Annotated in this window: 21 protein-coding genes; 17 read left to right on the top strand and 4 right to left on the bottom strand. The window is 69.7% G+C overall.

Annotated elements, in window-relative coordinates:
* Nucleotides 1-24 precede the first annotated feature (24 nt).
* The 7 genes from rsmD (at nt 25) to mutM (ending at nt 4,953) form a co-directional block, all read left to right on the top strand.
* Entirely contained in the window at nt 25-630 is a 606-nt protein-coding gene (gene rsmD, locus OHT76_RS30560) for a 16S rRNA (guanine(966)-N(2))-methyltransferase RsmD (protein ID WP_328876655.1), read from the top strand.
* A gap of 26 nt (nt 631-656) precedes the next feature.
* Complete coding sequence (coaD, locus tag OHT76_RS30565; protein ID WP_328876656.1) at nt 657-1,136, top strand: pantetheine-phosphate adenylyltransferase; 480 nt, start codon at nt 657-659, stop codon at nt 1,134-1,136.
* 58 nt (nt 1,137-1,194) lie between these two features.
* Complete coding sequence (locus OHT76_RS30570) at nt 1,195-2,226, top strand: ATP synthase F0 subunit B (protein ID WP_328874074.1); 1,032 nt, start codon at nt 1,195-1,197, stop codon at nt 2,224-2,226.
* A gap of 133 nt (nt 2,227-2,359) precedes the next feature.
* Nucleotides 2,360-3,013 (top strand): YceD family protein, encoded by a 654-nt coding sequence (locus OHT76_RS30575; protein ID WP_328874075.1) that lies wholly within the window; start codon nt 2,360-2,362, stop codon nt 3,011-3,013.
* Between the two features lie 2 nt (nt 3,014-3,015).
* Nucleotides 3,016-3,189 (top strand): 50S ribosomal protein L32, encoded by a 174-nt coding sequence (rpmF, locus tag OHT76_RS30580; RefSeq protein WP_003951102.1) that lies wholly within the window; start codon nt 3,016-3,018, stop codon nt 3,187-3,189.
* Between the two features lie 7 nt (nt 3,190-3,196).
* Nucleotides 3,197-4,012, top strand: a complete 816-nt coding sequence (gene rnc / locus OHT76_RS30585; RefSeq protein ID WP_443049855.1) for a ribonuclease III — start codon at nt 3,197-3,199, stop codon at nt 4,010-4,012.
* An 80-nt stretch (nt 4,013-4,092) separates the two neighbouring features.
* On the top strand, nt 4,093-4,953 hold the full coding sequence (gene mutM, locus OHT76_RS30590) for a bifunctional DNA-formamidopyrimidine glycosylase/DNA-(apurinic or apyrimidinic site) lyase (protein WP_328874076.1): 861 nt from the start codon (nt 4,093-4,095) through the stop codon (nt 4,951-4,953).
* Here the strand turns inward: mutM and OHT76_RS30595 are convergent.
* Complete coding sequence (locus OHT76_RS30595) at nt 4,926-5,327, bottom strand: winged helix-turn-helix transcriptional regulator (RefSeq protein WP_328874077.1); 402 nt, start codon at nt 5,325-5,327, stop codon at nt 4,926-4,928. The genes mutM and OHT76_RS30595 overlap by 28 nt on opposite strands.
* A 108-nt stretch (nt 5,328-5,435) precedes the next feature.
* On the opposite strand from OHT76_RS30595, the gene OHT76_RS30600 reads away from it, so the two are divergent.
* Nucleotides 5,436-6,020: a flavodoxin family protein gene (locus OHT76_RS30600; protein WP_328874078.1), complete on the top strand. Its 585-nt coding sequence runs from the start codon at nt 5,436-5,438 to the stop codon at nt 6,018-6,020.
* A 55-nt stretch (nt 6,021-6,075) separates the two neighbouring features.
* Here the strand turns inward: OHT76_RS30600 and OHT76_RS30605 are convergent, their stop codons facing one another.
* Entirely contained in the window at nt 6,076-7,191 is a 1,116-nt protein-coding gene (locus OHT76_RS30605; protein ID WP_328874079.1) for a CAP domain-containing protein, read from the bottom strand.
* A gap of 160 nt (nt 7,192-7,351) precedes the next feature.
* Between OHT76_RS30605 and OHT76_RS30610 the strand changes: the two genes are divergently transcribed.
* The 4 genes from OHT76_RS30610 (at nt 7,352) to OHT76_RS30625 (ending at nt 13,599) form a co-directional block, all read left to right on the top strand.
* A complete protein-coding gene (locus OHT76_RS30610; RefSeq protein ID WP_328874080.1) occupies nt 7,352-7,633 on the top strand; it encodes an acylphosphatase in 282 nt (93 codons plus the stop codon).
* Nucleotides 7,634-8,010: 377 nt separating this feature from the next.
* Nucleotides 8,011-8,214, top strand: a complete 204-nt coding sequence (locus tag OHT76_RS30615; RefSeq protein ID WP_009327638.1) for a hypothetical protein — start codon at nt 8,011-8,013, stop codon at nt 8,212-8,214.
* Nucleotides 8,215-8,427: 213 nt separating this feature from the next.
* Nucleotides 8,428-12,000, top strand: a complete 3,573-nt coding sequence (smc, locus tag OHT76_RS30620) for a chromosome segregation protein SMC (RefSeq protein ID WP_328874081.1) — start codon at nt 8,428-8,430, stop codon at nt 11,998-12,000.
* A 186-nt stretch (nt 12,001-12,186) separates the two neighbouring features.
* Nucleotides 12,187-13,599: a sugar porter family MFS transporter gene (locus OHT76_RS30625; protein ID WP_328874082.1), complete on the top strand. Its 1,413-nt coding sequence runs from the start codon at nt 12,187-12,189 to the stop codon at nt 13,597-13,599.
* Nucleotides 13,600-13,692: 93 nt separating this feature from the next.
* Here the strand turns inward: OHT76_RS30625 and OHT76_RS30630 are convergent, their stop codons facing one another.
* Nucleotides 13,693-14,664 carry an LLM class flavin-dependent oxidoreductase gene (locus OHT76_RS30630; protein WP_328874083.1) on the bottom strand — a complete coding sequence of 324 codons (972 nt, stop codon included), beginning with the start codon at nt 14,662-14,664 and terminating at the stop codon, nt 13,693-13,695.
* A gap of 105 nt (nt 14,665-14,769) precedes the next feature.
* Here OHT76_RS30630 and ftsY point away from each other — a divergent pair, with 105 nt between their 5' ends.
* Nucleotides 14,770-15,978 carry a signal recognition particle-docking protein FtsY gene (gene ftsY / locus OHT76_RS30635; RefSeq protein ID WP_328874084.1) on the top strand — a complete coding sequence of 403 codons (1,209 nt, stop codon included), beginning with the start codon at nt 14,770-14,772 and terminating at the stop codon, nt 15,976-15,978.
* A 101-nt stretch (nt 15,979-16,079) separates the two neighbouring features.
* Here the strand turns inward: ftsY and OHT76_RS30640 are convergent, their stop codons facing one another.
* On the bottom strand, nt 16,080-16,736 hold the full coding sequence (locus tag OHT76_RS30640; protein ID WP_328874085.1) for a bifunctional DNA primase/polymerase: 657 nt from the start codon (nt 16,734-16,736) through the stop codon (nt 16,080-16,082).
* 458 nt (nt 16,737-17,194) lie between these two features.
* On the opposite strand from OHT76_RS30640, the gene nsdA reads away from it, so the two are divergent.
* The 4 genes from nsdA (at nt 17,195) to OHT76_RS30660 (ending at nt 23,150) form a co-directional block, all read left to right on the top strand.
* Nucleotides 17,195-18,685: a transcriptional repressor NsdA gene (nsdA, locus tag OHT76_RS30645; protein WP_328874086.1), complete on the top strand. Its 1,491-nt coding sequence runs from the start codon at nt 17,195-17,197 to the stop codon at nt 18,683-18,685.
* Nucleotides 18,686-18,999: 314 nt separating this feature from the next.
* Nucleotides 19,000-20,337 (top strand): ammonium transporter, encoded by a 1,338-nt coding sequence (locus OHT76_RS30650; RefSeq protein WP_328874087.1) that lies wholly within the window; start codon nt 19,000-19,002, stop codon nt 20,335-20,337.
* On the top strand, nt 20,334-20,672 hold the full coding sequence (locus tag OHT76_RS30655) for a P-II family nitrogen regulator (RefSeq protein ID WP_003997576.1): 339 nt from the start codon (nt 20,334-20,336) through the stop codon (nt 20,670-20,672). The genes OHT76_RS30650 and OHT76_RS30655 overlap by 4 nt, the downstream gene beginning before the upstream one ends.
* 30 nt (nt 20,673-20,702) lie before the next feature.
* Nucleotides 20,703-23,150, top strand: a complete 2,448-nt coding sequence (locus tag OHT76_RS30660; RefSeq protein WP_328874088.1) for a [protein-PII] uridylyltransferase — start codon at nt 20,703-20,705, stop codon at nt 23,148-23,150.
* The last annotated feature ends 21 nt before the right edge of the window (nt 23,151-23,171 follow it).

Consider the following 23,171-nt stretch of genomic DNA (forward strand, 5'->3'; position numbering starts at 1 on the left):
CCACACTGATACCAAAAGCCGCCCATCCACCAAGGACCAAAGATGACCCGCGTGATCGCCGGCGCAGCCGGCGGACGCCGCCTGGCAGTCCCGCCAGGAACCGGCACCCGCCCCACATCTGACCGCGCACGCGAAGGCCTCTTCTCCACCTGGCAGTCCCTCCTGGGCGGCCCCCTGGACGGCGAACGGGTCCTGGACCTCTACGCGGGATCCGGCGCCGTAGGCCTGGAGGCCCTCTCCCGGGGCGCGAGCCACACCCTCCTGGTCGAGGCGGACGCCCGAGCGGCCAGGATCGTCCGAGAGAACGTCAAAAACCTCGGCCTCCCCGGCGCCGAAGTGAGGGCCGGCAAAGCCGAACAGATCATCCAGTCACCGGCGCCGACCGAGCCGTACGACCTCGTCTTCCTCGACCCGCCCTACCGAGTCACCGATCACGATCTTCGCGAGATTCTGCTCACACTCCGGACGGAAGGCTGGCTCGCGGACGACGCGCTCGTCACCGTGGAGCGCAGCACCAGAGGCGGCGAATTCCACTGGCCGGACGGCTTCGAAGCGATCCGGGCCCGTCGCTACGGCGAGGGAACGTTTTGGTACGGTCGCGCCGCCTCTACGTGCGAAGACGCACGATGACCGGACCGGAGAGCGAGGGACCTCAAGTGCGCCGTGCCGTCTGTCCAGGGTCGTTCGACCCCATCACCAACGGACACCTCGACATCATTGCCCGCGCCTCCAGGCTGTACGACGAGGTGTACGTCGCGGTGATGATCAATCAGTCCAAGCGGGGTCTGTTCGAGATCGACGAGCGGATCGAGCTGATCCGCCGGGTCACCGCCGAGTTCGAGAACGTGAAGGTCGAGGCCTTCCACGGCCTCCTCGTCGACTTCTGCAAGCAGCGCGACATCCCCGCCATCGTCAAGGGCCTGCGCGCGGTCAGCGACTTCGACTACGAGCTGCAGATGGCCCAGATGAACAACGGCCTCTCGGGCGTCGAGACCCTCTTCGTCCCGACCAACCCCACCTACAGCTTCCTGTCCTCCTCGCTGGTCAAGGAGGTCGCGACCTGGGGCGGCGATGTCTCGCACCTGGTCCCGCCCGCTGTGCTGGAAGCCCTGAACGAGCGGCTGCACAAGGACTGATGGGGCTACAGTCGTCCCGTCCGTCTCCAACACAGCCGTAGAGAGTGGCGAGCACACCGTGGACGTGCAGAAGAAGCTCGACGAGATCGTCGCGGCGGTCTCCAGTGCCCGGTCGATGCCGATGTCGGCCTCGTGCGTGGTCAACCGCGCCGAGCTGCTCTCGCTGCTCGAAGAGGTCCGCCAGGCCCTGCCCGGCTCCCTCGCGCAGGCCCAGGAGCTGATCGGCGACCGCGAGCAGATGGTCGAGCAGGCCCGCCAGGAGGCCGAGCGGATCGTCCGAACCGCGCACGCCGAGCGCGGTTCGCTGATCTCCGACACGGAGGTCGCCCGCCGCTCCCAGGCCGAGGCCGACCGGATCGTCACCGAGGCCCGCAAGGAGGCCGAGGACATCCGCGCCGAGGCCGACGACTACGTCGACTCCAAGCTCGCCAACTTCGAGGTCGTCCTCACCAAGACCCTCGGCTCCGTCGGCCGCGGCCGCGAGAAGCTCCTCGGCACCGGACCGGGCGTCGACGAGCAGGGCTACGAGGACGAGGACGCTCCCGAGCGCAGCCACGACCCGGAGACCCTGCGCCGTACCGCCGACGAGTACGTCGACGTCAAGCTCGGCGCCTTCGAGGCGGTCCTCGCCAAGACCCTGGAGGCCGTCGGCCGCGGCCGCCAGAAGCTGCACGGCCGGATCGCCTCCGACGACCTCGGCGCCCTCGCCGACGACTTTTCCAGCGTCCAGCACTCCAGCGACGCCGACTACCTCGCCGACCTCGCGGCCCTCGCCGAGCAGGACGCCCAGGCCCCGCAGCAGCAGCCCGAGCAGCCGGAGTACGCCCCGCAGCAGCCGGCGTACGACACCTACGGCGGCTACCAGCAGCCCGCGTACGCCCAGCAGGACCCGTACGGCTATCAGCAGGCCGATCCGTACGCCTACCAGGGTTACGACGCCCAGCAGGCGGCGTACGACCCGCACCAGATGCCCCAGCAGGCCCAGCAGGCCCAGCAGGGCTACGCCCTCGACGAGACCAGCCTCTTCGACACCGGCATGATCAGCGCGGAGCAGCTGCGGGCCTATGAGCAGGGCCGCGGGAACGGCTGAATCCACACCGGATTGGGCCGTTGGCGAAAGGTCCAGTATCCTGGCTCTTCGGTCGCGTGTACGTCCGCGATCAGCGCTGCCCTCGGACACCGAAGGTCAGCGTCCCCCTGAGCTCAGAAGATCGAAAGCAGGAATGGCTCTGAACGCCCGCCTCGACCACCGCAACCCTCTCGTGTTCGACACACACGAGCTGGGGCGGCGGCCTGGCGCGCTCCAGCGCCTGACCCGCACGATCGACGCTCCCAAGGACCTCGGTCTGAAGGACGTCATCGGAGTGCCGGAAGGCGCCCCGGTGGAGCTCGAACTCCGACTCGAGTCGGTCATGGAAGGGGTGCTTGTCACAGGCACCGCCCGTGCACTGGCCGAGGGGGAGTGCGTAAGGTGTCTGGAGCCGCTTCAGCTCGAGCTCGAAGCGGACTTCCAGGAGATGTTCTCGTACCCTGACGCCGACGACCGGGGCCGCGCACACCACGCGGAACCGGGCGACGACGCCGAGGAAGACGAGGACAGGCTCTTTCTCGAGGACGGCATGTTCGACCTCGAACCCCAGCTGCGCGATGCGGTGGTGCTCGCACTGCCGATGCAGCCGGTGTGCCAGGAAGACTGCCCAGGTCTGTGCGCCGAGTGCGGCGCGCGCCTTGCGGACGACCCGGACCACCACCATGACGCCGTCGACATCCGTTGGGCGGCACTGAAGGGACTCGCCGGTTCACTCGGAGACGGCGAGAAGGACGAGATGAGCGGCGCCGAAGCGGAAGCGGGCGTCGACGAGAAGCAGGAGAAGTAGCCGTGGCTGTTCCGAAGCGGAAGATGTCGCGCAGCAACACGCGCCACCGCCGGTCGCAGTGGAAGGCTGCGGTCCCCACCCTGGTTGCGTGCGAGCGCTGCCACGAGCCCAAGCAGCAGCACATCGCGTGCCCGTCTTGCGGCACCTACAACAAGCGCCAGGTCCTCGAGGTCTGAGCGGCTGGTGAGAGGCACTGTGTCCACGCCGAAGAAGAACTCTGCGGAGACCACGGCCTCGTCCCACACGCTGTTGGAAGGGCGGCTCGGGTACAAACTCGAGTCCGCCCTTCTGGTGCGTGCACTGACCCACCGGTCGTACGCATACGAGAACGGCGGTCTGCCGACGAATGAGCGTCTGGAGTTCCTCGGGGACTCCGTGCTCGGCCTCGTCGTCACCGACACGCTGTACCGCACCCACCCCGACCTGCCCGAAGGCCAGCTGGCCAAGTTGCGGGCCGCGGTGGTCAACTCGCGTGCGCTGGCAGAGGTGGGCCGTGAGCTCGACCTGGGTTCCTTCATCCGGCTCGGCCGCGGTGAAGAGGGCACGGGCGGCAGGGACAAGGCATCCATCCTCGCCGACACCCTGGAAGCGGTGATCGGCGCGGTCTATCTCGACCAGGGCCTGGACTCGGCGGCGGAGCTGGTACACCGCCTGTTCGATCCCCTGATCGAGAAGTCCTCGAACCTCGGTGCCGGCCTGGACTGGAAGACCAGTCTCCAGGAGCTCACCGCGACCGAAGGACTCGGCGTGCCCGAGTACCTGGTCACGGAGACCGGCCCCGATCACGAGAAGACCTTCACTGCTGCCGCCCGCGTCGGAGGCGTCTCGTACGGCACCGGCACCGGCCGCAGCAAGAAGGAGGCGGAGCAGCAGGCCGCCGAGTCCGCCTGGCGGTCCATCCGGGCCGCGGCGGACGAGCGCGCCAAGAATGCCGCGGCGGCAGCGCAGGCCGCCGCCGCCGAGGCAGCAGACGCCGACGAGGCGTCCGCCTCCGCCTGACCGAACAAGCGCCATCCGAGCGCCCGCTCCCGTACCGGGGCGGGCGCTCGGCTCATACACCGGCTCTCACGGGGGATCCCATGCCCGAGTTGCCCGAGGTCGAGGTCGTACGACGCGGCCTGGAGCGGTGGGTCGCCCACCGGACCGTCGCCGACGCCGAGGTGCTGCACCCGCGTGCGGTCCGCCGGCACATCGCCGGCGCCGACGACTTCGCGCACCGGCTCAAGGGCCACCGCATCGGCGTCCCGAGCCGTCGCGGCAAGTATCTGTGGCTGCCGCTGGAGGACACGAACCAGTCGGTCCTGGCCCACCTCGGCATGAGCGGCCAGCTCCTGGTCCAGCCGCACGAGGCGCCGGCCGAGAAGCACTTGCGCATCCGGGTGCGGTTCGCCGACGCCCTCGGCACCGAACTCCGCTTCGTCGACCAACGCACCTTCGGCGGACTGTCGTTGCACGACAACACCCCCGACGGTCTGCCCGACGTCATCGCGCACATCGCCCGCGACCCGCTCGACCCGCTCTTCGACGACGAGGCCTTCCACCAGTCGCTGCGCCGCAAGCGCAGCACCATCAAACGGGCCCTGCTCGACCAGTCGTTGATCAGCGGCGTCGGCAACATCTATGCGGACGAGGCCCTTTGGCGCGCCCGCCTGCACTACGACCGTCCGACGGCGACCTTCACCCGCCCGCGCAGCCTCGAACTCCTGGGCCACGTACGGGATGTGATGAACGCGGCCCTCGCGGTGGGCGGCACGAGCTTCGACAGCCTGTACGTCAACGTCAATGGCGAGTCGGGCTACTTCGACCGGTCCCTGGACGCGTACGGCCGTGAAGGTCTGCCGTGCAGAAGGTGCGGTACGCCGATGCTCCGGCGCCCGTGGATGAACCGGTCGAGCTACTTCTGCCCCAAGTGTCAGCGGGCGCCGCGGGTTTCGTCGTAGCGCTGCCGTGCGTCGAGCACGTCGTCCATCTGCCCCTCCAGGAAGTGGATGAGGGTGAGCAGCCGTTCCGCGACGTCGCGCCCCAGCGGGGTCAACTCGTAGTCCACGCGGGGCGGGTTGGTCGGCTGGGCCTCGCGGTGCACCAGGCCGTCGCGCTCCAGCGCGTGCAGCGTCTGGGACAGCATTTTCTCGCTCACGCCGTCGACACGTCGGCGCAGCTCATTGAAGCGCAGCGGCCCCTCGTGCAGGGCGCCGAGCGTGAGCGCGCCCCAGCGGCCCGTGACGTGCTCCAGCGTGCCGCGCGAGGGACAGGCCTTCGCGAACACGTTGTACGGCAGGTCCTGCTCCGCCGTGCGCTCCTGTGTGGTGTCCATACCTCAAGCGTACTCGAGCACAGCGCTAACTTGCGGGTTGCACTAACTAAAAGTTAGTGCTTTCATTTCGGCATTGCCAGCGACCTCCCCCTTCCTGGAGCACCCATCGTGACCACCCCCGTTGTCTCCATCGCCTACCACTCCGGCTACGGCCACACCGCCGTCCTCGCCGAGGCCGTCCGCTCCGGTGCTGTCGAGGCCGGTGCCGAGGTGCACCTGATCAACGTCGCCGAGATCACCGACGAGCAGTGGACGGCCCTCGACGGCTCCGACGCCATCGTCTTCGGCTCGCCCACCTACATGGGCACCGCCTCCGGCCCCTTCCATGTCTTCGCCGAGGCCACCTCCAAGCGCTGGTTCGGCCAGGACTGGAAGGACAAGCTGGCCGCCGGCTTCACCAACTCCGGCTCCAAGAGCGGCGACAAGCTGCACACGCTGCAGTTCTTCCAGATCCTCGCCGCACAGCACGGCATGCACTGGATCAACCTCGGTCTGCACCCGGGCTGGAACAACAGCGAGGGCTCCGAGCACGACCTCAACCGGCTCGGCGTCTTCGCGGGCGCGGCCGCGCAGACCAACGTCGACGAGGGCCCCGACGCCGTCCACAAGGCCGATGTGGCCACCGCCGAGCACCTCGGGCGCCGGGTCGCCGAGGCCGCGCGGGTGTTCACGCGCGGACGGGCCGCCGCCTGAACGAGCAAAGGCTCCCACCCGGTCACCGGATGGGAGCCTTTACGCATACGTGCTTCTAGTACCCGAAGTTCTGCGTCCACCAGGGTCCGCCGGACGCGATGTGCACGCCGACGCCCAGGGTCTTGAAGTCGCAGTTCAGGATGTTGGCCCGGTGGCCGGGGCTGTTCATCCAGGCGTCCATCACCGCGGCCGCGTCGGCCTGGCCCCGGGCGATGTTCTCGCCGCCGAGGTCGGTGATACCGGCCTTGGCGGCCCGGTCCCAGGGGCTCTCGCCATCCGGGTTGGTGTGGTCGAAGAAGTCCCGCTTCGCCATGTCCTCGCTGAAGGCGGAGGCCAGCTCGGACAGGGCGCTGTTGGCGGCGACGGCGCTGCAGCCGACCTTCGCCCGCTCCTCGTTGACGAGCTTCAGCACCTGGGCCGCGGCGGCGGCCTCCTCCGACAGCGTCACCGGCGCGCTGGGCTTCTCCGGCGCCGGCGCCTTGGTGGCGGCCCGCGACGGGGTGGTCTTCGGCTCCTTGGTGGGCGTGGCCTTCGGCTTCTTCGACGGCGTCTTGGTGGGCGCGGCCGACGAGGTCGACGGCGACGCCGACGGTGAGGCCGCCCGCTCCTGGTCACGGCTGGCGGGCGAGCTGTCGTCGCGGCTCTCCGCGCTGCCGGACGTGCCGCCCTGCTCGCTCGGCGAACTGGTCGGGGAATCGGCGGCCTGCACCTTGTCGCCGCTGCCCCCGCCGAGGGTGTAGTTGTCGCCGCCGGGCAGCACGCCCGTGGCGACCGCGACGGTACCGATGGCCACGGCGGCGGAGACCCCGAGCAGTCCGGTGCGCACCGGGGTGACGGCCTTCTTCTTCTTGCGGCGGTGCGAGCTCGCGCGCTGGGAGCCGTCGTCGGGCGTGAAGCCGTCGCTCGCGAAGACGGCGGTGTCCGTGACGCGGGCGTACTCCTGGTCCGCGAACAGGAACGCCTCGGTCTGCGCGTAGGCGCCGGCGTACTCGTCCTGGTGGAGATAGGGCGCGATGCCCACCGTCTCGTCCGGGTGCGAGCCCGGGTAGGAGCCCAGCGTGTACGAGTCCTGCGGGTCAGGGTTCCTCGGGGAGGAACTCTCTGTGTGATTGACCCCCGTGGCGCGGCCCGTGGCGGCGCGGCCGGCGGCGGAGCGTCGGTGGCGTCCCATGTCCTGGCCTTCCTCGTCCGTGCGGTCGACTCGTCCTCTGCGATCAACCAAACCCACTCGATCGAGTGAGTTTCATATGAGATTCATTGGGTCGGGACGGTACCGCATGGCGCTGGGTGTGGAAGTGCCCAGTGAGACATTGGCCGGTTAGGTTGCACTCATGAGCGAGGATGTGCGGCTGGTTGCCTGGGTGCGGGGAAGCGTCCAAGGTGTGGGTTTCCGCTGGTTCACGCGTGCCAAGGCACTCGAGATCGGCGGGCTGAGTGGTTTTGCTCTCAATTTGGACGACGGACGGGTCCAGGTGGTCGCCGAGGGCCCGCGCCCGGGCTGTCAGGGGCTCCTCGACTGGCTCCAGGGCGACGACACGCCCGGCCGCGTGGACGGCGTCACCGAGATCTGGGACACACCTCGCGGGGGATACGACGGCTTCGGCATCCGGTGATCACGAGGCGCGGTCGGCCTCGCGGAAGCGGAGGAGCATGCCACCGGCACCTGCCCCCAGCAGAAAGGAGCAGGTGGTTGCCGAGAAACGCTTGCGCCGACAGGCTCCGCACGTAAGGATGATCGCCACGCCCTCAGGGCCCCGCAGGAGTCGCAGCGCCGCCTTTTCGGCCGCGCGCCCCCGGGACGCCCGTCAATACGGGGCGTGATCGTGTTGACCGTCAAACTTTTTGGTGAGACGCTGAAAGCCCCGCGCACCTTAGCTGTTTGGCATGTAAGAACGGCAGCAAGAACTCAAGAGTGCCAAGCACCGTGGGTGCGAATCCCTCACGACCCACACCGCTTCGGTCGGTCACTCAGTGTGGAGGACCATCCATCATGGCAAAGGCGCTTCTCGGTTACGTCGGCGGCTCCGACCCTCGACTCCTCGCCGAGATGCGACGGCTCCAGCAGCGCGTACAGGACCTGGAATCCGAGCTCGTACGGATCCAGGCGGAGAACGACGCGCTGACGGCTGCCGCTTCTCACGACAGTCTCATGGAGAGCATCGACGCACACCAGGCGGAGCCTGCGCTCACCTGATCGCTGCACCGCTCCACAAAGGCACACGCAGCGGTTGGGAAGCCCATATCAACCGCTAAGTTGTCAGAAGTTGCAAGGGACGCTTCGGCGTCCCTTCTTTCTTGCCCCCGTGCATCCTTTCACTCTCTTTAACGTCTGGTGTGCCCTGCACGTTCATAGGCGAAACCGCGGGTTCATGGAGTGAGACACCCCCGGAAGGTAGAGTCCAGCGGCGTGCACCTCAAGGCCCTGACCCTCCGTGGGTTCAAGTCGTTCGCATCGGCGACCACACTCCGGTTCGAGCCGGGTATCACGTGTGTCGTCGGACCGAACGGCTCGGGCAAGTCCAATGTCGTGGACGCGCTCAGCTGGGTCATGGGCGAGCAGGGCGCCAAGTCGCTGCGCGGCGGCAAGATGGAGGACGTCATCTTCGCCGGCACCACCGGGCGTCCGCCGCTCGGCCGTGCCGAGGTGTCGCTGACCATCGACAACTCCGACGGGGCGCTGCCCATCGAGTACGCCGAGGTCACCATCACGCGGATCATGTTCCGCAACGGCGGCAGCGAGTACCAGATCAATGGTGACACCTGCCGACTCCTCGACATCCAGGAACTGCTCTCCGACTCCGGCATCGGCCGCGAGATGCATGTCATCGTCGGCCAGGGCCAGCTCGACTCTGTCCTGCACGCGGATCCGATGGGCCGCAGGGCCTTCATCGAAGAGGCCGCGGGTGTGCTGAAGCACCGCAAGCGCAAGGAGAAGGCCCTCAGAAAACTGGACGCGATGCAGGCCAACCTCGCGCGCGTCCAGGACCTGACGGACGAACTCAGAAGGCAGCTCAAGCCCCTCGGCCGCCAGGCCGCGGTAGCCCGCAGGGCAGCCGTGATCCAGGCGGATCTGCGCGATGCGCGGCTGAGGTTGCTGGCGGACGATCTCGTACGGCTCCGCGAGGCCCTCCAGACCGAGGTCGCCGACGAGGCCGCTCTGAAGGAACGCAAGGAAGCCGCCGAACTGGAGCTGAAAAAGGCACTCCAGCGCGAGGCGCTCCTGGAGGACGAGGTACGGCAGCTCACGCCCCGCCTCCAGCGTGCCCAGCAGACCTGGTACGAGCTCTCCCAGCTCGCCGAACGCGTTCGCGGCACCGTCTCGCTCGCCGACGCGCGCGTGAAGAGCGCCACCTCCGCACCCCCCGAGGAGCGGCGCGGCCGTGACCCCGAGGACATGGAACGCGAGGCCGCCCGGATCCGCGAGCAGGAGGCCGAGCTGGAGGCGGCCCTGGAGGCCGCCGAACGCGCCCTGGACGACACCGTCGCCCATCGCGCCGAGCTGGAACGCGAACTCGCCCTCGAGGAACGGCGCCTGAAGGATGTCGCCCGCGCCATCGCCGACCGCCGCGAGGGCCTGGCCCGGCTGAACGGCCAGGTGGGCGCCGCCCGTTCACGCGCTGCCTCCGCCCAGGCCGAGATCGACCGCCTGGCCACAGCCCGCGACGAAGCGCAGGAGCGGGCGGTCGCGGCTGAGGAGGAGTACGAGGCCCTGAAGGCCGAGGTCGACGGCCTCGACGCGGGTGACGCGGAGCTGGCGGAGCAGCACGACGCGGCGAAGGCGGCGCTGGCCGAGGCGGAGACGGCGCTCACGGCGGCCCGGGAGGCGGCCACGGCGTCCGAGCGCAAGCGGGCCGCCACTCAGGCCCGACACGAGGCGCTGGCGCTGGGGCTTCGGCGCAAGGACGGCACCGGGGCACTGCTGGGCGCGAAGGACCGACTCACCGGACTGCTGGGTCCGGCGGCGGAGCTGCTGACGGTGGCACCGGGGTACGAGGTGCCGCTGGCGGCCGCTTTCGGAGCGGCGGCCGACGCACTGGCGGTCACCTCACCCTCCGCTGCCGCGGACGCGATCCGGCTGTTGCGGAAGCAGGACGGGGGACGTGCGTCGCTGCTCCTGGCGGGGGCACCGGAGTCGCCGGGAAGGGGTGCGGCCGGCCACGATGAGTCCGCAGCCGCCACACAACCTCACGCAGCCGATTTCGTCCGCGGCCCTTCCGACCTCATGCCGGCCGTGCGCCGTCTCCTCCACAGCATCGTCATCGTCGACACCCTCGAAGACGCCGAGGACCTGATCTACGCGCACCCCGAGCTCACCGCCGTAACCGCCGAAGGCGACCTCCTCGGCGCCCACTTCGCCCACGGCGGCTCCGCAGGCGCACCCAGCCTCCTCGAAGTACAGGCGTCCGTCGACGAGGCAGCAGCCGAGCTGGAAGAGCTGGCCGTGCGCTGCGAGGCACTCACCGAGGCGCAGCACGCCGCGGTCGAGCGCAAAAAGGAGAGTGCCGCCCTCGTAGAGGAGCTCGGCGACCGGCGCCGCGCCGCCGACCGGGAGAAGTCGGCCGTAGCGCAGCAGCTCGGCCGGCTCGCCGGGCAGGCGCGTGGCGCGGCCGGGGAGGCCGAACGGTCCACGGCCGCCGCGGCTCGGGCCCAGGACGCGCTGGAGAAAGCCCTCACCGAGGTCGAGGAACTCGCGGAACGCCTCGCCGTCGCCGAGGAGATGCCGGTCGAGGAGGAACCCGACACCTCCGTACGCGACCGGCTCGCCGCCGACGGCGCCAACGCGCGGCAGACCGAGATGGAAGCCCGCCTCCAGGTCCGTACGCACGAGGAGCGGGTCAAGGGACTCGCCGGACGTGCCGACTCCCTCGACCGAGCCGCCCGAGCGGAGCGCGACGCACGCGCGCGTGCCGAGCAGCGGCGGGCGCGGCTGAGGCATGAGGCCGCCGTCGCCGAGGCCGTTGCCTCCGGTGCCCGGCAGTTGCTCGCGCACGTCGAGGTGTCCCTCGGCCGGGCTCAGCAGGAGCGGGCCGCCGCCGAGGCCGCCAAGGCGATAAGGGAGCAGGAGCTGACCGCCGCCCGGAACACGGGCCGCGACCTGAAGGCCGAGCTCGACAAGCTCACCGACTCCGTGCACCGCGGCGAGGTGCTCGGCGCCGAGAAGCGGCTGCGGATCGAACAGCTGGAGAGCAAGGCGCTGGAGGAACTCGGCGTGGAGCCCGCGGGGCTCGTCGAGGAGTACGGCCCCCACCAGCTCGTACCGCCGTCACCGCCCGCCGAGGGCGAGGAGCTGCCGGAGGATCCGGAGCATCCGCGCAACCGGCCGAAGCCCTTCGTGCGCGGTGAGCAGGAGAAGCGGCTGAAGGCGGCCGAGCGGGCGTATCAGCAGCTCGGCAAGGTCAATCCGCTCGCCCTGGAGGAGTTCGCCGCGCTGGAGGAGCGTCACAAGTTCCTCAGTGAGCAGCTGGAGGACCTGAAGAAGACCCGCGCCGATCTGCTCCAGGTCATCAAGGAGGTCGACGAGCGGGTCGAGCAGGTCTTCACCGAGGCCTACCGGGACACGGCCCGGGAGTTCGAGGGCGTCTTCAGCCGGCTGTTCCCCGGGGGCGAGGGCCGGCTGATCCTGACCGATCCCGACAACATGCTCACCACGGGCGTCGATGTCGAGGCCCGGCCCCCGGGCAAGAAGGTCAAGCGGCTCTCCCTGCTCTCCGGTGGCGAGCGGTCGCTGACGGCCGTAGCGCTGCTGGTGTCGATCTTCAAGGCGCGGCCCAGCCCGTTCTATGTGATGGACGAGGTCGAGGCGGCCCTCGACGACACCAACCTGCAGCGGCTGATCCGCATCATGCAGGAGCTGCAGGAAGCGTCGCAGCTGATCGTGATCACTCATCAGAAGCGGACCATGGAGGTCGCCGACGCGCTGTACGGCGTCTCCATGCAGGGCGACGGTGTGTCGAAGGTCATCAGCCAGCGGCTGCGCTGACCTATCCCCGCTTCATTCAAGACTTGAACACAACTCCTTCATCCTGACCTCCAAAGGTCACATCAATTGCCTCTTGACTTCGAAACCTGAAGGCATAGGGTCTCCAACGTTGCTTTTACCTTCAGGTATCTCGACTTGGAGGGGCTGACCCACCCGGCAGCGTTGCCGGTGCCCGAGGAGTTACACGTGACCAGCACAGCGCAGGCACCCCAGTCAGGAGCGAAGACGCACCCCGAACATCTCGGGCACGTCGTCTTCATCACGGCCGCGGCCGCCATGGGCGGTTTCCTGTTCGGCTATGACAGCTCTGTCATCAACGGCGCCAACGGCGGCATCCAGGACAGGTTCGACCTGAGCTCGGGTGCCACCGGAACGGTCGCCGCCTGCGCTCTGCTCGGCAGCGCGGTCGGCGCGGCCATCGCCGGCCGGATCGCGGACCGTATCGGCCGTATCCGGGTCATGCAGATCGCGGCGGTGCTGTTCGCCGTGTCGGCCGTCGGCTCCGGCCTGCCCTTCGCCGTCTGGGACCTCGCCTTCTGGCGTGTCCTCGGCGGTATCGCGATCGGTATGGCCTCGGTGATCGGCCCCGCCTACATCGCCGAGGTCGCCCCGCCGGCCTACCGAGGCAGGCTCGCCTCCTTCCAGCAGGCCGCCATCGTCATCGGCATCGCCGTCTCCCAGCTCGTCAACTGGGCCATCCTCAACATGGCCGACGGCGAGGAGCGCGGAAAGATCGCGGGCCTGGAATCCTGGCAGTGGATGCTCGGCGTGATGATCGTGCCCGCCCTCGTCTACGGGCTGCTGTCCTTCGCCATCCCCGAGTCCCCGCGCTTCCTGATCAGCGTCGGCCGCATCGACGAGGCCAAGAAGGTGCTCGCCGACGTCGAGGGTGACATCGACCTCGACGCCCGCGTCACCGAGATCGACGACGCCATGCGCAGCGACCACAAGTCGACGTTCCGGGACCTGCTGGGCGGCAAGTTCGGTCTGCTGCCGATCGTCTGGATCGGTATCGGCCTCTCCGTCTTCCAGCAGCTGGTCGGCATCAACGTCATCTTCTACTACTCGAACCTGCTGTGGCAGTCCGTCGGCGTCGACCCGTCGAGCTCGTTCTTCTACTCGTTCGAGACGTCGATCATCAACATCATCGGCACCGTGATCGCGATGATCTTCGTCGACCGGATCGGCCGCAAGCCCCTCGCCCTGATCGGCTCGGTCGGTATGGGCATCTCGCTGGCGCTGGCCGCCTGGGCCTTCTCCTACCAGAACGGCAACGACCCGCTGCCGACCGCCCAGGGTGCCGTGGCGCTGATCGCCGCCAACGCGTTCGTCCTCTTCTTCGCCCTGTCCTGGGGTGTCGTGGTCTGGGTCATGCTCGGTGAGGTCTTCCCGAACAAGATCCGTGCCGCCGCGCTCGGTGTGGCCGCCTCGGCCCAGTGGATCGCCAACTGGGTCATCACGATCACCTTCCCGGACCTGGCGGAGTGGAACCTGTCGCTCACCTACGTCATGTACGCGGTGTTCGCCTTCCTCTCCATCCCCTTCATCCTCAAGTTCGTGCCCGAGACCAAGGGCAAGAAGCTGGAGGAGATGGGCTGACCCTCCCCAGGGAAGCCCCCCGAATCTCGGGGAGAAGGGCCAAGTCCCCGCTGCCCCTCTCCTCGTACTCGTGAAGAGACGTACTGCCCCGGCTCAGCCTGTGAGCCGGGGCAGTACGTCTTCGCACAGCAGCCGCAGACTGCGCCAGCCCTCCGCCACGGGCATCCCGCCGCACAGGGGATGCAGGACGAGGTTGTCCAGGCCCTGCGCCACGCACTCCTCCGGCGTCACGATCCGGTAGACGCCCTCGGCGCGCAGCTCGGTCACGTCCGTGGCCGCCGATCGCACGGCGGACCGGATGTCCCCGGACTGCCAGGAGGCATACGTCCGTGCCTCGTGCAGGAAGTGCTCGCCGTACTCGGCCCAGGCCCGGTCCGGATCCTCGGCGAGATGCAGCAGCGGGGTCTCGGCGGCCGGCATCATCGTCCAGCCCTCGGTGCCGTACTCCATGAGCCGTTCCTTGTAGTACGCCTCCAGCTCCGGCAGATGCGCGCTGGGGAAGAACGGCAGGCCGAGGCGGGCGGCCCGGCGTGCGGCGGCCTTCGAGGAGCCGCCGACGAGCAGCAGGGGGTGCGGCTCGGTGAAGGGGCGCGGGGTGATGCGTACCGTACGGCCGCGGTACTCGAAATCCTCGCCGGTCCAGGCCCTCAGCAGCGTCTCCAGAACCTCGTCCTGGAGCCTGCCGCGCCGCTTCCAGTCCACGTCGAACAGCGCGTACTCCTCGGGCCGGTACCCGATCCCGGCGACCGTGACCAGGCGTCCGCCGCTGATCAGATCCAGTACGGCGATGTCCTCGGCCAGCCGCAGTGGGTCGTGCAGCGGGCCGATGATCGCCGAGACGGTGACCGCAATGCGCTTCGTCGCGCCGAAGACCGCGCCCGCGAAGGTGAACGGGGACGGCAGCCAGTTGTTGGCGGCGCCGTGGTGCTCCTCGGTCTGCACGGTGGTGACGCCGTGCTCGTCGGCGTACGCGGCCATCTCCAGGGCCGTGCGGTAGCGGGCGGCGAGCGAAGCGGGGGTCGCGTCGGGCTCGACGAGGTTGAAGCGTACGACCGTGACGGGCATGGGGGTCCCCCTTCACCGGGCGGGTGTGGGGGAGGACGTTAGCTGACGGAGTGTCAGACATCCAGAGGGGTGTCACCGCACTCCATGGCTGATACTGGACGCGTTATGGACATCGTCATCCTTGCTGTAGTCATCGCCGTGGTCGTGCTCGGTGCGCTCGGCGGGCTCGTCGTCGGCAGCCGGCGCAAGAAGCAGCTGCCCCCGCCGCCCCCCGCAGCGCCCGACATCACCGCCCCTCCGGCCGAGCCGCACGTCGGCGACGAGGCCGAGACGCCGCGCGACGAACCGCGCCGGACCATAGAGGAGGTGGATCTTCCCGGCGGGCCGGCCACAGCCGTCGAGGAACCGCCCGTCGTCGAAGAGCTCCCGCCGGCCGAGATCGAGGTCCCGGAGCCCACCGCGGGCCGTCTCGTGCGGCTGCGCGCCCGTCTGTCCCGCTCCCAGAACGCCCTCGGCAAGGGCCTGCTCACGCTGCTCTCGCGCGAGCATCTGGACGACGACACCTGGGAGGAGATCGAGGAAACGCTGCTCACCGCCGACGTCGGCGTGTTGCCCACCCAGGAGCTGGTCGAGGGTCTGCGTGAGCGCGTGAAGGTGCTCGGCACCCGGACGCCGACGGAGCTGCGCGGCCTGCTGCGCGAGGAGCTGCTCAAGCTGGTCGGCACCGACATGGACCGCATCGTGAAGACCGAGCCGGAGGACCGTAAGCCCGGCATCGTGATGGTCGTCGGGGTCAACGGCACCGGCAAGACCACGACCACCGGCAAGCTCGCCCGGGTCCTGGTCGCCGACGGCAATACCGTCGTGCTCGGCGCCGCCGACACCTTCCGTGCCGCCGCCGCCGATCAGCTCCAGACCTGGGGCGAGCGGGTCGGCGCCCACACCGTGCGCGGTCCGGAGGGCGGCGACCCCGCCTCCGTCGCCTTCGACGCGGTGAAGGAGGGCAAGGAGATGGGCTCCGACGTCGTCCTCATCGACACCGCGGGCCGACTGCACACCAAGACCGGCCTCATGGACGAGCTCGGCAAGGTCAAGCGGGTCGTGGAGAAGCACGCGCCGCTCGACGAGGTGCTGCTCGTGCTGGACGCGACCACCGGTCAGAACGGGCTGGTGCAGGCCCGGGTCTTCGCCGAGGTCGTCGACATCACCGGCATCGTCCTGACCAAGCTGGACGGTACGGCGAAGGGCGGCATCGTGGTCGCCGTGCAGCGCGAGCTGGGCGTGCCGGTCAAGCTGATCGGGCTGGGCGAGGGCGCGGACGATCTGGCGCCGTTCGAGCCGGAGGCGTTCGTTGACGCCCTTATCGGAGAGTGACCCGACCTACCAAAGTTGGTATGTGAAGAAGCGCCCGCCTCCCAAGGTGCAGTTGGGGGTCGGGCGCTTCGCTCTGACGCCTACGCGCGGGACCGGTCGGCCTACGCGCGGGACCGGTGCGCCACGTACGCCAGCGTCCCCAGCAGCAGCCGTGCCGCCGGAGGCTTCGTCGCCGAGTCCAGTGCGGGGGAGCGCAGCCAGCGCACCGGGCCGAGGCCGCCGCGGTCGGACGGTGGGGCCGTGATGTACGTGCCGGGGCCCAGGCCTCGTAGGTCCAGGGACGTCGGGTCGTCCCAGCCCATGCGGTAGAGCAGTTCGGGGAGTTCGGCCGCCGCTCCGGGGGCGACGAAGAAGTGGGCGCGGCCGTCCGGGGTGGCGGTGACCGGGCCGAGGGGCAGGCCCATGCGCTCCAGCCGGGCCAGTGCGCGGCGCCCGGCGGGTTCGGCCACCTCGATCACGTCGAACGCCCGGCCGACCGCCAGCATCACCGCGGCGCCCGGGTACTCCCCCCAGGTGCGGGACACCTCGTCGAGGGTGGCGCCGGCCGGGACCCGGGGCGCGAAGTGCAGGGGATGGGCGCCGGGGTCGGGGCAGTCCGCGCGGCCACAGGAACAGTCGCCCGCCGCCGCTCGTGCTCCCGGCACCACGTCCCAGCCCCACAGACCGGTGAACTCGGCGACGCTGGTGCACTCCGACGACCGGCCGCGTCGACGCGTGCCGGAGCGGATCTCGCGGATGCCGGCGATCGTGAAGCCCATGCCCCCTCCAACTGGTCCGGCGCGCCGGTGGTTACGACGCGAATGCATAGCGTGACCCTCTGTGTCCACCTTGTGCCTTCTCGCGCCCGGCTCCACACACTTCGAGCGGCGCTCGGAAGCAACTTGGGTAGTGCACCCGGCGGCGCGCGCCCCCGAGTGCACCGCTCCGCCCACTTCTGGTCGGTCTATGTCAAGTGAATCGCGTGGAGCCGAGCGGGAGTTCATTCGAAGGGGTGGCGAATGGTGGCGTTTCCGGGATCGCCATGGCTGGACGGGTGATCGTAGGATTACTTTGAGTGCACGAGCCCTGGAGGCACTTGCACTTGTGGGTATGCCGGAGGCAACTCGGCTTTCCGTTCGAAGGGTGAGAACTTCCGGACGGGCAGCCGTATTTACCGGCATTCTGATAGGGCTTGGCGCACTCGGTGACAAGTGGTCCAAGGGATGGGGGCGTTCCAGTGAGCGGCAACAGCGGAAGCGACACGAGCGCCGGCGGCGCAACGCACGCTGACAAGCGCCCGAACGAGCTGCTCACGTCCTGGTTCGTGCGCAGCGGCTGGTCGAAGGGCGAACTCGCCCGCCAAGTCAACCGCCGGGCCCGCCAGTTGGGCGCCAACCACATCTCCACCGACACCTCCCGGGTACGCCGCTGGCTGGACGGCGAGAATCCGCGCGAGCCGATCCCGCGGATCCTGTCCGAGCTGTTCTCCGAGCGGTTCGGCTGTGTCGTCTCCGTCGAGGACCTCGGCCTGCGCGCCGCCCGCCAGTCACCATCGGTGTCCGGAGTCGACCTGCCCTGGACGGGCCCGCAGACCGTCGCCCTGCTCAGCGAGTTCTCGCGCAGCGACCTGATGCTGGCGCGGCGCGGCTTCCTCGGGACCTCGCTGTGCCTGTCCGCGGGCCCGTCCCTCATCGAGCCCATGCAGCGCTGGCTGGTCCCCGCCCCGTCCGCCCCGCGCAGCGAACCCGAGCCCCCCGCCCAGGCCCGCCGCGGCCGGCTCTCCAAGCCCGAGCTGGAACTGCTGGAGTCCACCACCGTGATGTTCCGGCAGTGGGACGCCCAGTGCGGTGGCGGCCTGCGCCGCAAGGCGGTCGTGGGCCAGCTCCACGAGGTGACCGACCTCCTCCAGGAACCCCAGCCCGAGTCCACCACCCGCATCCTGTTCAAGGTCGCCGCCGAACTCGCCGAACTGGCCGGCTGGATGTCGTACGACGTCGGACTCCAGCCCACCGCCCAGAAGTACTTCGTGCTCGCCCTGCACGCCGCCAAGGAGGCCGGCGACCGGCCGCTCGGCTCGTACATCCTCTCCAGCATGAGCCGCCAGATGATCCACCTGGGCCGTCCCGACGACGCCCTGGAACTGGTCCACCTCGCCCAGTACGGCAGCCGTGACTGCGCGAGTCCGCGCACCCAGTCGATGCTGTATGCGATGGAGGCCCGCGCGTACGCCAACATGGGCCAGCCCGGCAAGTGCAAGCGGGCCGTGCGGATGGCCGAGGACACCTTCGGCGAGGCCGAGGAATGGGACGAGCCCGACCCCGACTGGATCCGCTTCTTCTCCGAGGCCGAGCTCTACGGCGAGAACTCCCACTCCTACCGCGACCTCGCCTATGTCGCGGGCCGCAGCCCGACCTACGCGTCACTGGCCGAGCCGCTGATGCAGCGGGCCGTGGACCTCTTCGCCAAGGACTCCGAACACCAGCGGTCCTATGCGCTCAACCTCATCGGCATGGCCACCGTGCATCTCCTCCAGCGCGAGCCCGAGCAGAGCGCGCAGTACGCCACCGACGCCATGACGGTCGCCAAGAAGGTGCGCTCCGAGCGCGTCAACACTCGTATCCGAAAGACCGTCGACACGGCCGTACGCGATTTCGGTGATCTGCACGAGGTCGTGGACCTCACCGACCGGCTCGCCGTGGAACTCCCGGAGACCGCGGAAGCCGTCTGAATCCCTTGAGCCCCGGCCGCGGCCGGCCCTCCCGAACTGCCCGACTCGGCTCCCCCATGCCAGGTCATCGGAAGGTCGCCCGCGGCCGGCCCATACCTTCATCCGAAGGTTGCGCCACGATAACGATCGACACAGCCGGAATCCGGCAGTTCATCGATGCGTAACACCCACAGCGCCTTCGTCACGGCGGCGAAACAACGAGGGGCTTCCACCGAAACCGCGCTGCGCCAATCTCTTGGCGCATAACCGGCCCACCCCTCAATCCGCTCAGGCTTCGCCCGCACGGGGCCGTACCAAACGACGAGGAGACGCCGATGGCACCAGCCATCACGCTTGCCGCAGAGACGGAGCTCTCTGCCGCCAACACAGGTTTCATGCTTATCTGCTCCGCCCTGGTGATGCTCATGACACCGGGACTGGCCTTCTTCTACGGAGGCATGGTCCGCGTCAAGAGCACCCTGAACATGCTGATGATGAGCTTCATCAGCCTGGGGATCGTCACCATCCTGTGGGTGCTGTACGGCTTCTCCATGGCGTTCGGCACCGACTCCGGCAGCATCATCGGATGGAACTCCGACTGGGTCGGCCTCAGCGGTGTCGAGACCGGCGAACTGTGGGGCTCGTACAACATCCCGCTGCTCGCCTTCATGGTCTTCCAGCTGATGTTCGCGATCATCACGCCCGCCCTGATAAGCGGTGCCCTCGCCGACCGCGTGAAGTTCGGCGCCTGGGCGCTGTTCGTCGCGCTGTGGGCCACGATCGTCTACTTCCCCGTCGCCCACTGGGTATGGGGTGAGGGCGGCTGGGCCTTCGACCTGGGCGTCATCGACTTCGCCGGTGGTACGGCGGTCCACATCAACGCCGGTGCCGCGGCCCTCGGTGTGATCCTGGTCATCGGCAAGCGCGTCGGCTTCAAGAAGGACCCGATGCGTCCGCACAGCCTGCCGCTGGTCATGCTCGGCGCAGGGCTCCTGTGGTTCGGCTGGTTCGGCTTCAACGCCGGCTCGTGGCTCGGCAACGACGACGGCGTCGGCACGCTGATGTTCGTCAACACGCAGGTCGCCACCGCCGCCGCCATGCTGGCCTGGCTCCTCTACGAGAAGATCCGCCACGGCGCGTTCACCACGCTGGGCGCCGCCTCCGGCGCGGTCGCCGGTCTGGTCGCCATCACCCCGTCGGGTGGTGCGGTCTCCCCGGTCGGCGCCATCGCGGTCGGCGCCATCTCCGGTCTGCTCTGCGCCATGGCGGTCGGCCTGAAGTACAAGCTCGGCTACGACGACTCGCTCGACGTCGTCGGCGTCCACCTGGTCGGCGGCATCGTCGGCTCCCTGCTGGTCGGCCTCTTCGCCAGCGGCAAGGGCCAGTCCACGGTTGAGGGCCTCTTCTACGGCGGCGGCCTTGAGCAGTTCTGGAAGCAGTGCGCCGGTGTCGGTGCCGTCCTCGCCTACTCCCTGATCGTCTCCGCGATCCTCGCCTTCATCCTCGACAAGACCATCGGTATGCGGGTCCCCGAGGACGACGAGGTCGCCGGTATCGACCAGGCGGAGCACGCCGAGACCGCATACGACTTCAGCGGTGCCGGTGGCGGCGCCGCTCGGAGCGCCGTCCCGGCCCCGGCCGCCGACACTGCGAGCAAGAAGGTGGACGCATGAAGCTCATCACCGCAGTCGTCAAGCCCCACCGGCTCGACGAGATCAAGGAAGCCCTCCAGGCCTTCGGCGTGCACGGCCTGACGGTCACCGAGGCCAGCGGCTACGGTCGTCAGCGGGGCCACACCGAGGTCTACCGCGGTGCCGAGTACACCGTCGACCTGGTCCCGAAGATCCGTATCGAGGTCCTCGCCGAGGACGACGACGCCGAGCAGCTCATCGACGTCATCGTCAAGGCGGCCCGCACCGGCAAGATCGGTGACGGGAAGGTCTGGTCCCTGCCGGTCGAGACGGCCGTACGGGTCCGCACCGGCGAGCGCGGTCCGGACGCGCTCTAAACGCACAGAAGTAAAGACAGGAGTCGCTGGGTGACGAGTACGGACGTTCGCAAGGATGCAGAGGACTCGGGACCCAGCGGCTACGCGGCGGCCCGGCTGCGCCTCCTCACCGAGGGGGCGCGGTCCGGGCCGCCGCGCCGTACCGCCCTCGCGGAACTCACCGACGACTGGCTGACCGGCCTCTTCGCCGCCGGCGCCGAGAGCCTGCGCGGGGTCTCCCTGGTCGCCGTCGGCGGCTACGGCCGTGGTGAGCTGTCCCCACGCAGCGACCTCGATCTGCTCCTGCTGCACGACGGCTCCGACGCGGACGCGGTCGCCGCCCTGGCCGACCGCATCTGGTACCCCGTCTGGGACCTCGGCCTCGCCCTCGACCACTCGGTACGGACGCCCGCGGAGGCCCGTAAGACGGCCGGCGAGGATTTGAAAGTCCAACTCGGCCTCCTGGACGCCCGCCACATCGCCGGCGACCTCGGCCTGACCGCGGGACTGCGTACGGCCGTGCTCGCCGACTGGCGCAACCAGGCGCCCAAACGCCTGCCCGAACTCCAGGAACTCACCGCCGAACGCGCCGAGCGCCAGGGGGAGTTGCAGTACCTCCTGGAACCCGACCTCAAGGAAGCCCGCGGCGGACTGAGGGACGCCACCATCCTGCGCGCCGTCGCCGCCTCCTGGCTGGCCGACGCCCCGCGCGAGGGCCTCGACGACGCCCGGCGCCGACTGCTCGACGTACGCGACGCCCTGCACCTGGCCACCGGGCGCGCGACCGACCGGCTCGCGCTCCAGGAACAGGACCAGGTCGCTGCCGAACTCGGCCTGCTCGATGCCGACACCCTGCTGCGGCAGGTGTACGAGGCGGCGCGGGTCATCTCGTACGCCAGTGATGTCACCTGGCGTGAAGTGGGGCGCGTACTGCGGTCGCGCGCCGTGCGGCCCCGGCTGCGCGCCATGCTGGGCGGCGGCAAGCCGGTGACGGAACGGTCGCCGCTGGCCGAGGGTGTCGTGGAGCAGGACGGCGAGGTGGTGCTCGCCCGTGCCGCGCGCCCCGAGCGCGACCCCGTGCTCCCCTTGCGCGCCGCGGCCGCCGCCGCGCAGGCCGGACTCCCGCTCTCCCTGCACGCCGTACGGCGTCTGGCCGCCACCACGCGCCCGCTGCCCACACCCTGGCCCGCCGAGGCCCGGGAACAGCTCGTGACCCTGCTCGGCTCCGGCCGTCCGACGATCGAGGTCTGGGAGGCGCTGGAGGCCGAAGGCCTGATCACCCGCCTGCTGCCCGACTGGGAGCGGGTGCGCTGCCGCCCCCAGCGCAACGCCGTGCACATCTGGACCGTCGACCGGCACCTCATCGAGACCGCCGTCCGCGCCTCCGAGTTCACCCGCCGCGTCCACCGCCCCGACCTGCTCCTGGTCGCCGCGCTGCTGCACGACATCGGCAAGGGCTGGCCCGGCGACCACTCGGTGGCCGGCGAGATCATCGCGCGCGATGTGGCGGCCCGGATCGGCTTCGACCGCGAGGACGTCGCCGTACTCGCCGCCCTCGTACGTCATCATCTGCTGCTCGTCGACACCGCCACCCGGCGTGACCTGGAGGACCCGGCCACGGTCCGTTCGGTCGCCGATGCGGTCGGCTCGCAGGGCACGCTGGAGCTGCTGCATGCGCTGACCGAGGCGGACGCGCTGGCCACCGGGCCCGCCGCCTGGTCGTCCTGGCGTGGCTCGCTCGTCGCCGACCTGGTCAAACGCGTCTCGGCGGTGCTGGCCGGGGACGCCCCGGAGGAGCCGGAGGCCGCCGCGCCGACCGCCGAGCAGGAGCGACTTGCCATCGAGTCGGTCGCGACGGGCAGCCCGGTGCTGGCGCTGCGCGCGCAGACCGAGCCGCCCACGGACGACCAGCCCACCGGCGACCCCGAGCCGCTCGGTGTGGAGCTGCTCATCGCGGTACCGGACCAGCCGGGCGTCCTGCCCGCGGTGGCCGGCGTCCTGGCGATGCACCGCCTGACGGTGCGGACGGCCGAGCTGCGCGCTCTGGACCTCCCCGACGGCGTCGAGGGCTCGGTCCTGCTGCTGAACTGGCGGGTCGCCGCGGAGTACGGCTCGCTGCCGCAGGCGGCCAGGCTCCGGGCGGACCTGGTCCGGGCCCTGGACGGCACCCTGGACATCGCCGCCCGCCTCGCGGAGCGCGACGCCGCCTACCCCCGCCGCCGAGGCGTACTGGCCCCACCCGCCAGGGTCACCGTCCACCCGGCCGCCTCCCGCCTCGCCACGGTGATCGAGGTCCGCGCCCAGGACGCCCCGGGACTTCTCTTCCGTATCGGCCGAGCTCTGGAGGAGGCACGCGTGCGCATGCGGAGCGCGCATGTGTCGACGCTGGGCGCGAATGCCGTGGATGCCTTTTATGTCACAGGCCCCGAGGGGACGCCGCTGCCGCGTGAGGAGGCCTCTGCGGTGGCCCGGAAACTGGAGGAGACCTTGCGGGGCTGAACGGGGATCCCGGCAACTCGT

This window comes from Streptomyces sp. NBC_00287 (assembly GCF_036173105.1).
Classification (GTDB): domain Bacteria; phylum Actinomycetota; class Actinomycetes; order Streptomycetales; family Streptomycetaceae; genus Streptomyces.

Bases quoted from the DNA above. Each gene is read 5' to 3' on its own strand.
- OHT76_RS30615 (WP_009327638.1), top strand. From the start codon at position 8,011: ATGGCAAAGGCGCTTCTCGGTTACGTCGGCGGCTCCGACCCTCGACTC.
- OHT76_RS30630 (WP_328874083.1), bottom strand. From the start codon at position 14,664: ATGCCCGTCACGGTCGTACGCTTCAACCTCGTCGAGCCCGACGCGACC.
- OHT76_RS30575 (WP_328874075.1), top strand. From the start codon at position 2,360: ATGGCTCTGAACGCCCGCCTCGACCACCGCAACCCTCTCGTGTTCGAC.
- OHT76_RS30610 (WP_328874080.1), top strand. From the start codon at position 7,352: ATGAGCGAGGATGTGCGGCTGGTTGCCTGGGTGCGGGGAAGCGTCCAA.
- OHT76_RS30595 (WP_328874077.1), bottom strand. From the start codon at position 5,327: ATGGACACCACACAGGAGCGCACGGCGGAGCAGGACCTGCCGTACAAC.
- OHT76_RS30650 (WP_328874087.1), top strand. From the start codon at position 19,000: ATGGCACCAGCCATCACGCTTGCCGCAGAGACGGAGCTCTCTGCCGCC.
- OHT76_RS30655 (WP_003997576.1), top strand. From the start codon at position 20,334: ATGAAGCTCATCACCGCAGTCGTCAAGCCCCACCGGCTCGACGAGATC.
- mutM (WP_328874076.1), top strand. From the start codon at position 4,093: ATGCCCGAGTTGCCCGAGGTCGAGGTCGTACGACGCGGCCTGGAGCGG.
- ftsY (WP_328874084.1), top strand. From the start codon at position 14,770: ATGGACATCGTCATCCTTGCTGTAGTCATCGCCGTGGTCGTGCTCGGT.
- OHT76_RS30605 (WP_328874079.1), bottom strand. From the start codon at position 7,191: ATGGGACGCCACCGACGCTCCGCCGCCGGCCGCGCCGCCACGGGCCGC.
- OHT76_RS30640 (WP_328874085.1), bottom strand. From the start codon at position 16,736: ATGGGCTTCACGATCGCCGGCATCCGCGAGATCCGCTCCGGCACGCGT.